The following is a 13,112-nucleotide window of genomic DNA, read 5'->3' as shown; positions in this document are numbered from 1 at the left end:
GGCTCACGAGGGAGCGCGGCTATGGGTATTGGGGACAAATCCTGCGATCAACCCCGGCGGTTGCCTCGCACGGGGCTATCCCCTAAATACGGCACAAATTCCTTTACCTTTGAGGATCGCGCCGAATGGCCCGCCAGTTCATCTATCACATGCACGGAATGTCCAAGGCCTATGCCGGTGGCAAAAAGGTGCTGGATAATATCCACCTCAGCTTCTACCCCGATGCCAAGATCGGTATTCTCGGTCCCAATGGCTCGGGTAAGTCGACCCTCCTGAAGATCATGGCGGGTATCGACACCGAATTTACCGGTGAAGCCTGGGCTGCCGATGGCGCCAAGATCGGTTATCTCGCCCAGGAGCCGCAGCTCGATCCGGCGTTGAACGTGCTCGGCAACGTGATGACCGGCGTCAAGGAAAAGAAGGACATTGTCGACCGGTACAACCAGTTGATGATGGAATATTCCGACGAGACCGCCGACGAGGCTGCCAAGCTTCAGGACATCATCGACAGCCAGAACCTGTGGGATCTCGAATCGCAGGTGGAAGTGGCCATGGAAGCGCTCGGCTGCCCGCCCGGCGATGCCGACGTGACCAATCTCTCGGGTGGTGAAAAGCGCCGCGTGGCCCTCTGCGCGTTGCTGCTCTCCAAGCCCGACCTGCTGCTGCTCGACGAACCGACCAACCATCTCGACGCCGAGACCACGGCCTGGCTCGAACGGCACCTGCGCGAATTCGAAGGCGCGGTGCTGATCATCACCCACGACCGCTACTTCCTCGACAATGTCACGGGCTGGATTCTCGAGCTCGATCGCGGCCGTGGCGTGCCCTATGAAGGCAACTATTCCGCCTATCTCGACGCCAAGGCCAAGCGCTTTGCGCAGGAAAAGAGCGAAGACGCGGCCCGCGCCAAGGTGCTGGAACGCGAAAAGGAATGGATGGGCCAGAGCCCGCAGGCCCGGCAGGCCAAGTCCAAGGCGCGTATCCGCGCCTATGACGAGCTGGTCAAGGTCAACGAGGCGCGCACCCAGTCGCATACCGCGCAGATCATCATTCCGCCCGGCGAACGCCTCGGGCAGAACGTCATCAATGTCGAGAACCTGTCCAAGTCGTTCGGCGACCGTCTCCTGATCGACAACCTCACCTTCAAACTGCCGCCGGGCGGCATTGTAGGGATTATCGGCCCGAATGGCGCGGGCAAGACCACGCTGTTCAAGATGCTGACCGGCCAGGAAAAGCCCGATAGCGGCACTGTCACCGTGGCTGAGAACGTACACCTCGGCTATGTCGACCAGAGCCGCGATGCGCTCAACCCGAACAAGACCGTCTGGGAAGAAATTTCCGATGGCGACGACGTGCTGATGCTGGGCAAGCGCGAGATGAATTCGCGCGCCTATACCTCGGCCTTCAACTTCAAGGGTGGCGACCAGCAGCAGAAGGTCGGCAATCTCTCGGGCGGGCAGCGTAACCGCGTGCACCTGGCCAAGATGCTGAAGAGCGGGGCGAACGTCCTGCTGCTCGACGAACCGACCAACGACCTCGACACCGAAACCCTCGCCGCGCTCGAAGAGGCGCTGGAGGAATTCGCCGGTTGCGCGGTGATCATCAGCCACGACCGCATGTTCCTCGATCGCCTCGCCACCCACATGCTGGCCTTCGAAGGCGACAGCCATGTCGAATGGTTCGAAGGCAATTTCCAGGACTACGAGGCCGACAAGGTCCGCCGCCTGGGGGCCGACGCGGTCAACCCGAAGCGGGCAACGTACAAGCCGCTGACGCGGTAAGGTCTAGAGGGCGCGGCGAGAGCTGCGCCCTTTCTTTGTCAAACAGGCCCCGGACTTTTCGCTGCGGTTGTGATCCGCGGATCGCGCCCTTGCGTGGAGGAGGCAATCATTTTCCGGATTGACCACAGCGCGCGCAATTTTGCTCTCACGACGGGGCATTTTGGACCCCCAGACCACGATTTCCCGACCAGATCGCTATAGATTTCGCGGCAGACTAACATGTTGGAGCTTCGCCATGCGTCTCGCATCGCTCGTCACTGCCGCCGCCTTTTTCGTTGCGGCTCCCGTTATTGCCATTGCCCAGGATGTCACCCCGCTGGTGACGGCCGAGTGGCTCAAGGCCCATGCTGCCGACGAAAACATTGCCATCATCGATATCCGTGACAAGATCGATGAGACCGACCTGGGCGATCTGCCTTATATCGCCAATGCCGTCGTCGCGCCCTATGGCAGCTATGGCTGGCGCACCGAAGTCGAAGGCGTGCCGGGCCAGATTCCTGCGGATGCCGACATTGCCGCGCTGATCGCCGGACTTGGCGTTGATGCCGACGACCATGTGGTCATCGTGCCCTGGGGTACGGACTCCTCCGAATTCGGCGGCGCGACCCGCGTCTACTGGACCTTCAAGTATCTCGGCCACGACAATGTCTCGATCCTCGACGGCGGCTGGCGTCAGTATGATGCCCAGGGTGGCGAGCGCGTTGCTGAGGCCGTGACCCCGGAAGCTGGCGATTTCGTCGCCAATGTGCGCCCCGAACTGCGCGCCACCACCGCCGATGTGGAAGCGGCACTCGCTGCGGGTGTGAAACTGGTCGACGGTCGTCCGGAAGAGCAGTTCCTGGGTCAGTCCAAGAGCCCGGTCGTGCGTATCGAAGGCACCATTCCCGGCGCCGTGAACATTCCACATTCCAACTTCTACAGCGCTGAATATGCCAGCTTCGCTCTGCCCGAAACCATCGCGGCCCTGGCTGCTGGTGTGGGTCTTGCCGAAGACGAAGAGAACATCGTGTTTTGCAACACCGGCCACTGGGCTTCGATTGCCTGGTTCGCGCTCAATGCCGTGGGTGGCAATGAAAACACCGCGATGTATGACGGCTCGATGGCCGAATGGGCTGCCGATCCGGCCCGTCCGATCCAGTAATCACGAAAGTTCGTGAGATCGTCACCACCCGGCTTGTCCGGGTGGTCCATGGTCGCGCAAGATGGATTGCCGGGACAAGCCCGGCAATGACGGTCGCTGTGGCACGAGCCCCTATGGATGTTGCGCCTCGCGGCCGCAGCATCCAAAGCTTTTTCAAGACATGTGATTTTCGAGACTCATGACCGACATTTCAGCATCAGTGCCAAAATTCCTGCCGCCGGCGGTGGCAGATCGTGGCCCACTCCTGGTTGCCGCCGCCATGCTGCTGGCCGGCTTTGCCTTCATCACCTGGCAGGTTGATCTCAGGCAGGGGGCGCTGTTCCTGATCGGGGGCGGACTTGGCGTCGCGCTCTACCACGGCTCCTTCGGGTTTACCGGCGGCTGGAAGCGGATGGTGGTCGAAAAACGCGGCCGTGGCATGCGGGCGCAGATGCTGACCATCGGCGTGGCGGCGCTGGCGATGATGCCGCTGGTGGCCGCCGGCAATATCGGCGGGCAGGCGATAGTCGGGGCGATGGCGCCCGTCGGCGTCTCGGTGTTGCTGGGCGCGGCGATTTTCGGCCTCGGCATGCAGCTGGGCGGCGGATGCGGCTCGGGTACCCTGTTCACCGTTGGCGGCGGCTCGGCGCGCATGCTGGTGACGCTGGTCTTCTTCATCATTGGCGCCGTCGTCGGCACGGCGCATCTCCCCTTCTGGCTCGAACAGCCGGCGCTCCCGGCCATCAGCCTGGGCGCTGAGCTGGGCGTCGGTCTTGCCCTGGCTGTCACCATTGCCGGCCTTGCGCTGGTGGCGCTGGTCACCGCGCTGATCGAGCGCAAGGTGCATGGCAATATCGAGGCCGAGCCCGCACCGGCGCGTCAGGGCTGGAGCTGGATCCTCTATGGCCCCTGGCCGCTGGTCGGCGCGGGTCTGGTGCTGGCACTGCTCAATATCGCGACGCTGCTGCTGGCCGGCCATCCCTGGTCGATCACTTACGGTTTTGGCCTCTGGGGCGCAAAGATAGCTTCGGCAATTGGTATTCCTGTCGCCAGCTGGGAATTCTGGACCTGGCCGGCCCAGGCTCAGGCGCTCAATTCCTCGGTGCTGGCCGATACCGTTTCGGTCATGGACTTTGGCCTCGTGCTGGGCGCGGCCCTGGCCGCCGCCATCGCCGGCAAGTTTGCCCCCAAGGCCAAGCTGCCGCTTGGTTCGCTGCTGGCGGCCATCATCGGTGGCCTGCTCATGGGCTACGGCGCGCGCCTCTCCTTCGGCTGCAATATTGGAGCGCTGTTCTCTGGCATAGCCACCGGAAGCCTGCATGGCTGGTTGTGGTTTGCCGCCGCCTTTGTCGGCTCATTTGTCGGCGTCTGGGCACGCCCCTTCTTCGGTCTTGATGGGTTTGCAAAGAAATGAGCGCGCGCAACACACTGCTCTTTGGTGCTGCCTTGGCAGTCACTACCGCCGCCATCGCCTATGACCACGTGACCAATCCGGTCCCGCCACGCCCGTCTGCGACCACGGCCACGGCCTCGGCGGGAGCGGCTCCCTGTGCCGCCGGCGCCGCGCCTTGCGCCGCGGGCGCCCCGTGCGCGGCAGGAGCCCCGGCCAAGGCAGCGCCCCCACCAGCGCCGGCAGGCGCTCCCTGTGCCGCAGGCGCGCCTGCAAAGGCGGCGCCACCGCCGCCGCCCGCTACGCCCCCCGCAGCCACCCAAAAGCTGGCACCGCCGCCTCCACCTGCGGCCCCTCCGGCGGCCGCGGCAGCACCTGCCACCGAGAAGGCAGCCCCTCCGCCGCCGCCAAAAGCCAAGCCGGAAGGCGAAGAAGCGCCAGATCTCGCCATCGAGGGCGTCTGACACTCCATGCGCACCGGGCGAACATCATTCGCCCGGTCTTCGTACATTTTCCTGGAACCATATTCCCCCATACGCGTTAGGCGCGGGTCAGGGGGCTGTTTGCCTGCTGAGATTATTGGGGGCAGGGCATATGGGCGAGGTTGACTACGGGCGCATTTTTGACGCGCTGCCCAGTCCCTTCATGCTCCTCGATTGCGGTCTTCGCTACGTTGCCGTGAACCGCGCTTATCTCAGGACGACAAACCGAACGCGCGACGAGCTGATTGGCCAGCATGTCATGGACATGTTTCCCAATCCCGGCGAGAGCGGCACGCGACTGCGCGAGTCCTTCGAACGGGTGCTGGCCACCGGTGAAGTGGATACGCTGGCCTACTTGCCCTATCCCATTCCGCGCAGTGACGGCGGATTCGAGAACCGCTACTGGACATGTACCCATGTGCCCATCCTCGATGGGGCCGGGCGGGTTACCCATGTCATGCAGAATACGGTCGACGTAACGGAATTTGCCCGAATACGCGAAATGGCGACCTTGCCTTTCTCCTCCCTCTCGGCGGCGACTCGCCTGATTGAGCGGACACGAGAAGCCGAGGCGGCCAGTGCAGATTTCCGACGGCTCTTCCAGCAGGCCCCTGCCTTTTTCGCAGTGCTGTCGGGGCCGACCCATATTTTCACTTTCACCTCCGACTCCTATGTGCGGCTGATCGGCGGACGCAACGTGATTGGCAGGCCGATCAGCGAGGCGCTCCCGGAAGTGGTGGAGCAGGGTTTTGTCGACCTGCTCGACCAGGTCTATTTCGACGGCGACGTGCACCAGGCCGAGGGCGCGCGGGTGATCCTCGAGAACCGGCCGGGCCGACCGGCGCAGGAATTCTTCCTGGATTTTTCCTACAATCCGATCCGCGACAGCGCCGGCAATATTACCGGCATTTTCGTGCAGGGCATGGACCGTACCGAAAACTTCCGGGCGACGCAGCGGCAGCGACTAATGATCGACGAGCTCAATCATCGGGTGAAGAACACGCTGGCCACGGTACAGTCCATCGCCAACCAGACGCTACGCGCCACCAATGACGTGACGGCGGCACGGCAGGCCTTTGAATCGCGGATTAGCGCCCTGTCGCGCGCGCACACGCTGCTGAGCGATCGCCAGTGGCACAATACCGAAATCGGGCATCTGGTCAGCAAGGAGCTGGACGCCTTCGAAGGCGAACAAGTGCGCTTCGGCGGACCGGTCCTGGTGGTCAACGCCAAGGCGACAGTGGCGCTGGCTCTCGTGATACATGAACTGGCGACCAATGCGGTCAAGCATGGGGCCCTGTCTGTCCCGGAGGGCATTCTTGAGGTCTCCTGGCGTGAAGACGAGGACGAAAATCTCATAATTGACTGGACTGAGGATGGTGGACCTCCGGCGACGGAGCCGACGCGGCGTGGCTTTGGTTCGCGGCTGCTCCGGATGGTGATCACGGGAGAGATGGGCGGATCGATGGATTTGCGCTATGCTGAGACCGGGTTGAAGGCGCATCTGGTCGTTCCCAGGTTGGCCTATCAGGTGCAGGAGGCGCTCTTTGTCTCGTGATGGACGCCGCATTTTCGTAGTCGAAGACGAAACACTCGTACTCATCAATCTCGAAGACATGCTGGACGAGCTGGGCTGGACGGTGTCGGCGCAGGCCATGTGGCTGCCCGATGCCGAGCGGCTGGCGGCCAGCGTCGAAGCGCCCGATGCGGCCATACTCGACGTCAATATCGGGGGCGTGTCCGTGTTTCCGGCGGCCCGTATCCTGGCCGAACGCGGGGTGCCGATCCTGTTTGCGACCGGCTATGGACGCGATGGGCTGCCACCTGAATGGCAGGACCGTCCGGTGATCATGAAGCCCTATACGCAGCGTGACGTGGCACAGGCTCTGGCAAACCTGGTCGGTACCGCCGCCTGAAGGCGATTTCCCCCTTTACCAAACCTCCACTGATCTGTGAAAAGCATTGGGTTTGCAGGCCTTTTTGCAATAGGCTGCACATGACGGGCCAAGTCCCGTTGCTGATCGGTTCTTTGGGGGACTGTATGAAGAAGTTGATGACGGGGGCGGCGCTCGCTTTTGGCCTTGCCCTCGCCGTTCCGGCTGCTGGGGCGCCGGGACAGTGTTCGATGACCGGCCATGGCGATTTCGCCTGCGACGTGGATGTCGATGGCGGTGGCATTGCCTTTGTGCTGCCCAGCGGGGAAACCTTCGTGTTTGCGCACGAAGCGGATGGCGAAGGCCTGGGCTATCTGATCGCTGCCGAGCCGCAGCCGGGACGCCAGCCCGAGGAACTCGGCCGCTTCGCCCCCGTTGAAGGCGAAGAGGGCTGCTGGTACGGCGCCGAGGATGACATCACCTTCTGCGCCGCCCTGGAGCAGTAAGCGACATGAATGCAGAGCCGTTTTCCGTCGATATCGGCGGCGCCACGCTGACTGGCATTGAACAGGGCGACGGACTGCCCGTTGTTTTCCTGCATGCAGGTGTCTGCGACAAGCGCATGTGGCTCGACCAGATGCAAGCCGTCGACGAAGCGGGCTGGCATGCCGTGGCCTATGATCGGCGCGGCTATGGTGAGGCGATCAGCCCCGACGAAGACTTCAACCATCTCGATGATCTCGAAGCCGTGCTCGACGCGCTCGACATCCATGCAGCCGTGCTGGTGGGATGTTCGATGGGCGGCGGGCTGGCGGTGGATTTCGCGCTGGCCCATCCCGGCCGGGTGATCGGACTGGTGCTGGTCGGAACCTCGATTACAGGCGCGCCCTGGAGTGCCACCGCCGAAGAACGGGCTATCGAAATGGCCGAGGAAGATGCCTGGGAGCGGGGTGATCTCGACCTGCTCAACAAGGTGCAGGCCCATGAGTGGCTCGATGGGCCGCGCAGCCAGAGCGGCCGCGTCGGCGGCGGCGCGCGCAACCTGTTCCTGGACATGAATGCCAAGGCCCTCGGCAAGCCGCAGTTGACGAAGGAAGAGGCGAGGCCAGACGCCTGGGGACGGATCGAGGACATCAATACGCCAGCCCTTCTGGTCGTGGGCGATGAGGATTTTACCGCCCTGATCGACCGTCACGACACGCTGTCGGAGACCATGCCGAACGCCTTTGCGGTCGTTCTCGAGGGGGTTGCTCACATTCCGAGCATCGAAAAGCCTGAACTCGTCAATTCGCTGCTGCTGCAGTTCCTCGACGCCCTGTCGGGCGACGATGACGATGACGAATTCGATGAGGATTTAGAGGACTAGCTGCGGAAGGCAAATCTTCGCGCTGATTTCTCGCGTCGCGATTCAGCTTTGTCAGAAGCCGATTCAGGTCGTTGAACGAGTGATTCAACGGCCTGAACCTTTTTATTATCAAACTGGCGCAAACTGCTGATCCAGAATCAGTTTTGGCTTTTCGCTTTCGTCAGATGGCGATGATGCCGTCGAGGTGCCGGTCCAGTTGAGGCGTGGGCACGTTCGTGAGGTCCTTGTCGAGCTCGGCGACGACAGTTTTCTTGACATGGTCGGAGAGAACCTTGCGCAGATTACCCAGGGCCAGCGGCGCGGCCGCAATGACGAGGCGATCATAGGCACCGGCCTTGGCCTTGTCGTCCATGACCCCGGCGACGGAGCGGACGAACTCCGCTTCCCTATGCTGAGCAGGGTCGGTCCGCGGCTCCATGGCGCTGCGGCCCGGACCCACGGATGAGTGGCTACGTCCCGGCCGGTCGGCATTGATGTCCTGGCTCTGGAGCGGGGGGATGGACCAGTCGAGGCCCTTGACCATGATCAGCCCCTTGCCGGGACCGGTATGTTCGAGAACACGGGCCTGAGTGCCATCGGCGATCAGGATCCAGGTCACGGTCTTTTTCATCTGCTGCTCCTCGGAATAGATGGTCCAGAGCGTCCCGATTGCGGCGACGCCCCTCGATTGCAAACGTGCGACCGGCGAAAAGGTTGGCAGCTGCCATCACCTTTGCGGTGGGCGCGCATCACAAACTCTGATTGGCCGCACTTTGCGGCGGCTGCTAGACGGGCGGACATGCCTGAGCGGATGCCGTGTCCAGCGGAAACGCGTCAGACGGCGCGGAGTTCTCCATGAGCCTATCCGAACAGCGGCCTGCTTCCCCGAGTCCCGCATCTTCCCCACCTGTCGCGGATGCCACGCAGACGCGAAACGGGGTGGCCGCAGCCCTTTCGGCCTATCTGCTCTGGGGCTTCCTGCCGCTGCTGTTCCATTGGCTCGAACCGGCCGGGGCGGTTCTGGTGGTGGCAGAGCGGACACTGTGGTCGTTGCTGCTTCTGGCTGCCATCATCGCGTTTACGGGGCGCCTGGGCGAGGTGCGCGCCATTCTTCTCGACCGCCAGCGCATGAGGGTGATCCTGATCTCGGCGGCGCTGCTGGTGGGCAACTGGCTGCTTTATGTGTGGGCGGTGGAAACCGGGCAGGTGCTGGAGTCAAGTTTCGGCTATTTCATCAACCCGCTCGTCAACATCGCCATCGGCATGATTTTCCTGGGCGAGCGGCAGAACCGCGTGCAGACAGGCGCCATTGCGCTGGCTGTCGTGGCTATCGGCATCCAGGCGGTGGCACTGGGCAATATTCCCTTCGTTGCCCTCGGCCTGGCCCTGACATTCGGCTTCTACGGTTTCATTCGCAAGACAGCGCAGACCGGGCCCGCAACGGGACTGTTCGTCGAGACACTGCTGGCCGCCCCCTTGGCGTTGATCGTGGTTGCGGTCTATACGGCGACCAATGGCGCCGGCGTGCATGCCGATCCCGGCCTGATGCTGTTGTTGATCTTTACCGGGCCCGCCACGGCCATCCCGCTCCTGCTGTTCGCCTATGGGGTCAAGCGGTTGCGGATGACCACGATCGGCATGTTCCAGTATGTGGCGCCCTCGATCCAGTTCCTGCTCGCGGTCGGCCCACTGGGCGAGAGTCTCGACGGCGTCCGGCTGCTGAGCTTTGCCCTGATCTGGGTGTCACTCGGCATCTTTACCTGGGACAGCTTCAGGCAGCGCCGCCGCGCTGCAGCCTAGGGCGACCTGTTGCTGGCGGCGGCCCCTGCTGGCGGCATGACCGGGTGCTGGTCTCCTGCCTCCCGGACAATTTCGGCTACGCGCTCGAAGATTTCGTCGTAGGGCGTGGCCTCGCGCCAGACCAGCCGCAATTGCCGGCCCGCGGACGGATCGTCGAGCGGGTGGATGGCGATGCGCGGATCGCTGGCTTCCTTGCGCAGCGCAATGCGGGGCAGGAGGGTCACGCCCTGGCCGTTGGCGACGAATTCGACGATGGTCGCCAGCGAAGTGGCTGCAAAGGCATTCGTGGCGCGGTCGCCGTCGAGGCGGCAGGCGGAAATCGCCTGATCGCGAAAGCAGTGCCCTTCATCAAGAAGCAGTATGCGTTCGGGCGGAAGAGCGGCCAAAGTCAGCGGCTCTGCCGCCGTTTCGTCGCGCGGCGTCGCGAGGACAAAGGGATCGTCAAAAAGTGGGCGGGAGACGAGGCGTGGTCCGCCCGCGGGTGGATCGGTGGCAATCAGCGCGAGATCGAGGCGACCGTCCTGCACGGCGCCGAGCATGGCCTCGGTGCGGCTTTCGCTGATCGAGAACGTGATCTCGGGCAGGCTGCGCGTCAGGGCCGGATAGATGCGCGGCAACAGGTAGGGCGCGACGGTAGGGATGAGGCCAAAACGCAGGGGCCGGTCGAGCCGCCCGGCGCGGCCCAGGGCGAAATCGTCCAGTGCTTCGGCGGCCTTCACCGTCTCCTTGGCCAGCACGATGAAGTCGCGTCCGAACGGGGTCAGTCGCACACCGGATTTGAGCCGGTCGAACAGGGGCGTGCCGCAAAGAGCCTCGAGTGTTAGTATCTGTTGCGACAGGGCGGGCTGCGATACGGCGCAGAGATCTGCGGCGCGGCCGAAGTGCCCTGCGCTGGCAACGGCGATCGCGTAACGCATCTGTCTGAGAGTGATCGCCACGATAACTTTGTCCTATTGTCATAGGAAGAATAATCGATTGGCCTAATCGATGCCAGACTCCTATAACGCGGCCATATGTATCCAGGAGGCCCCCGCCATGACCGATCCAAACCCCACAGCAGAAGCCAAATGCCCGTTCCCGCATGGCGGTAAATCGGCTCCGAAGAATCGCGATTGGTGGCCCGAGCAGCTCGACGTGCAGGTGCTGCACACCAATTCGAACCTCTCTGACCCGCTGGGCGGGTTCGACTATGCCGAGGCGTTCAGCAAGCTCGATCTTGACGCGGTCAAGGCCGATCTCCGCGCCGTCATGACCGACAGCCAGGACTGGTGGCCGGCCGATTTCGGACACTATGGTGGCCTGTTCATCCGCATGGCCTGGCACAGCGCCGGAACCTATCGCATCACCGACGGTCGCGGCGGCGCCGGCATGGGCCAGCAGCGTTTTGCGCCGCTCAATTCGTGGCCTGACAATGCCAATCTGGACAAGGCACGCCGCCTGATCTGGCCGATCAAGCAGAAGTATGGCCAGGCCATTTCGTGGGCCGACCTGATGATCCTGACGGGCAATGTTGCCCTCGAATCCATGGGCTTCAAGACTTTTGGCTTTGCCGGTGGCCGCGCCGATGTGTGGGAACCGGAAGAGCTGTATTGGGGCCCGGAAGGCACCTGGCTCGGGGACTCGCGCTATTCGGGCGAGCGTCAGCTGGAAGAGCCGCTGGCTGCCGTGCAGATGGGCCTCATCTATGTCAATCCGGAAGGCCCGAACGGCAATCCTGACCCGGTGCTGGCGGCGCGCGACATTCGCGACACGTTTGCGCGCATGGCCATGAATGACGAGGAAACCGTGGCGCTGATCGCCGGCGGCCACACCTTCGGCAAGACTCATGGCGCGGGGGATCCGTCCTTTGTCGGCGTCGATCCGGAAGGCGCTGCGCTGGAAGACCAGGGGCTGGGCTGGAAGAGCAAGTTCGAAAGCGGCTTTGGTGCGCATTCGATCACCTCCGGCCTTGAAGTCACCTGGACGCAAACGCCTGTCCAGTGGAGCAATTTCTTCTTCGAGAACCTCTTTGGCTTCGAATGGGAGCTGACGACGAGCCCCGCCGGCGCCAAGCAGTGGGTCGCCAAGACCGATGATGCTGTCATTCCCGATGCCTTCGTGCCGGGCAAGAAACATCGCCCGACCATGCTGACCACCGACCTGTCGCTGCGCTTCGACCCGATCTACGAAAAGATCTCGCGCCGCTTCCTCGAGAACCCGGATCAGTTCGCCGACGCATTTGCCCGCGCCTGGTTCAAGCTGACCCACCGCGACATGGGGCCCAAGGTCCGCTACCTGGGCAAGGAAGTGCCTGCCGAAGACCTGATCTGGCAGGACGTCATCCCGGTCGTGGATCACCCGCTGATCGACGACGCCGACGTGGCCGCGCTCAAGGCCAGGGTGCTGGAATCGGGCCTTTCGGTTTCCGAGCTGGTGTCCACTGCCTGGGCCTCTGCATCGACCTTCCGCAAGTCGGACAAGCGCGGCGGCGCCAATGGCGCGCGCATCCGCTTCGCGCCGCAGAAGGACTGGGAGGTGAATAAGCCGGCCCAGCTCGCCCATGTTCTTTCGGCGCTTGAAGCTATCCAGGCCGAATTCAATGCTTCGGCGACTGGGGGCAAGAAGGTGTCGCTGGCTGATCTCATCGTGCTGGCTGGGGCGGCCGCTATCGAAAAGGCTGCCCATGCGGGTGGCCAGGCGATCACCGTTCCCTTCACTCCGGGTCGGATGGATGCGTCGCTCGAGCAGACGGACGTGGCTTCGTTTGCCGCGCTCGAACCGCGCACCGATGCCTTCCGCAACTACCTGGGCAATCGGCGCTTCATGCAGCCCGAAGAAGCCATGGTGGACCGCGCGCAGCTGCTTGGTCTCACCGGACCGGAACTGACCGTGCTGCTCGGTGGGTTGCGCGTGCTCAAGGCCGGCGTCAACGAGCATGGCGTGTTCACCACGCGTCCGGAAGTGCTGAGCAACGACTTCTTCCTCAACCTGCTGACCATGGATACCGCATGGGCGCCCAAGGCTGATGAAGACGGCATCTATGAAGGTCGTGACCGCAAGACCGGCGCCATCAAGTGGACCGGCACCCGCGTCGACTTGATCTTCGGCTCGCACTCGCAGCTGCGCGCCTTTGCCGAGGTCTATGCGCAGTCCGACTCGGCGGCCAGGTTCACAAGGGACTTCGTCGCGGCCTGGAACAAGGTGATGAATGCCGATCGCTTCGATCTGAAGTAGTCGCGCGGTTCATCTTCAGTGCCTTTGGCCCCGGGTTTCGACCCGGGGCTTTTTTGTTTCCACAGGCTGTGTTGCAGCCCTGAGAGGGCCGGTTGGGCTGGGCCTGG

General features: G+C 63.2%; 11 protein-coding genes. 9 read left to right on the top strand and 2 right to left on the bottom strand.

The window, feature by feature from the left end; translation table 11 throughout:
- Positions 1-125 precede the first annotated feature (125 nt).
- The 7 genes from ettA (at position 126) to MQW79_RS06040 (ending at position 8,013) form a co-directional block, all read left to right on the top strand.
- A complete protein-coding gene (gene ettA, locus MQW79_RS06070; RefSeq protein WP_476587435.1) occupies positions 126-1,781 on the top strand; it encodes an energy-dependent translational throttle protein EttA in 1,656 nt (551 codons plus the stop codon).
- 235 nt (positions 1,782-2,016) lie between these two features.
- Positions 2,017-2,922, top strand: a complete 906-nt coding sequence (locus MQW79_RS06065; RefSeq protein WP_476587434.1) for a sulfurtransferase — start codon at positions 2,017-2,019, stop codon at positions 2,920-2,922.
- 178 nt (positions 2,923-3,100) lie between these two features.
- The gene (locus tag MQW79_RS06060) at positions 3,101-4,315 is read left to right on the top strand and encodes a YeeE/YedE family protein (RefSeq protein WP_476587433.1); all 1,215 of its coding nucleotides are present in this window, start codon (positions 3,101-3,103) and stop codon (positions 4,313-4,315) included.
- Positions 4,316-4,885: 570 nt separating this feature from the next.
- Positions 4,886-6,331 (top strand): sensor histidine kinase, encoded by a 1,446-nt coding sequence (locus MQW79_RS06055; protein WP_476587432.1) that lies wholly within the window; start codon positions 4,886-4,888, stop codon positions 6,329-6,331.
- Positions 6,321-6,689 carry a response regulator gene (locus tag MQW79_RS06050; RefSeq protein ID WP_476587431.1) on the top strand — a complete coding sequence of 123 codons (369 nt, stop codon included), beginning with the start codon at positions 6,321-6,323 and terminating at the stop codon, positions 6,687-6,689. The genes MQW79_RS06055 and MQW79_RS06050 overlap by 11 nt, the downstream gene beginning before the upstream one ends.
- A 125-nt stretch (positions 6,690-6,814) precedes the next feature.
- On the top strand, positions 6,815-7,153 hold the full coding sequence (locus tag MQW79_RS06045) for a hypothetical protein (RefSeq protein WP_476587430.1): 339 nt from the start codon (positions 6,815-6,817) through the stop codon (positions 7,151-7,153).
- A gap of 5 nt (positions 7,154-7,158) precedes the next feature.
- On the top strand, positions 7,159-8,013 hold the full coding sequence (locus tag MQW79_RS06040; RefSeq protein WP_476587429.1) for an alpha/beta fold hydrolase: 855 nt from the start codon (positions 7,159-7,161) through the stop codon (positions 8,011-8,013).
- 160 nt (positions 8,014-8,173) lie between these two features.
- Here the strand turns inward: MQW79_RS06040 and MQW79_RS06035 are convergent, their stop codons facing one another.
- Positions 8,174-8,623 (bottom strand): host attachment protein, encoded by a 450-nt coding sequence (locus MQW79_RS06035; RefSeq protein ID WP_476587428.1) that lies wholly within the window; start codon positions 8,621-8,623, stop codon positions 8,174-8,176.
- 308 nt (positions 8,624-8,931) lie between these two features.
- Here MQW79_RS06035 and rarD point away from each other — a divergent pair, with 308 nt between their 5' ends.
- Positions 8,932-9,792, top strand: a complete 861-nt coding sequence (rarD, locus tag MQW79_RS06030; RefSeq protein WP_476587427.1) for an EamA family transporter RarD — start codon at positions 8,932-8,934, stop codon at positions 9,790-9,792.
- On the opposite strand, the gene MQW79_RS06025 is transcribed toward rarD, so the two are convergent.
- On the bottom strand, positions 9,789-10,730 hold the full coding sequence (locus MQW79_RS06025; RefSeq protein ID WP_476587426.1) for a hydrogen peroxide-inducible genes activator: 942 nt from the start codon (positions 10,728-10,730) through the stop codon (positions 9,789-9,791). The two genes, rarD and MQW79_RS06025, sit on opposite strands and share 4 nt — an antisense overlap.
- A 97-nt stretch (positions 10,731-10,827) precedes the next feature.
- On the opposite strand from MQW79_RS06025, the gene katG reads away from it, so the two are divergent.
- Positions 10,828-13,005 (top strand): catalase/peroxidase HPI, encoded by a 2,178-nt coding sequence (gene katG / locus MQW79_RS06020; protein ID WP_476587425.1) that lies wholly within the window; start codon positions 10,828-10,830, stop codon positions 13,003-13,005.
- Positions 13,006-13,112: the final 107 nt, after the last annotated feature.

The sequence above is a fragment of the Devosia sp. Micro-HW1 genome (assembly GCF_056341075.1).
Note: the sequence above shows the minus strand (reverse complement) of the source record. Positions and strands in the feature narration are given on the sequence as shown.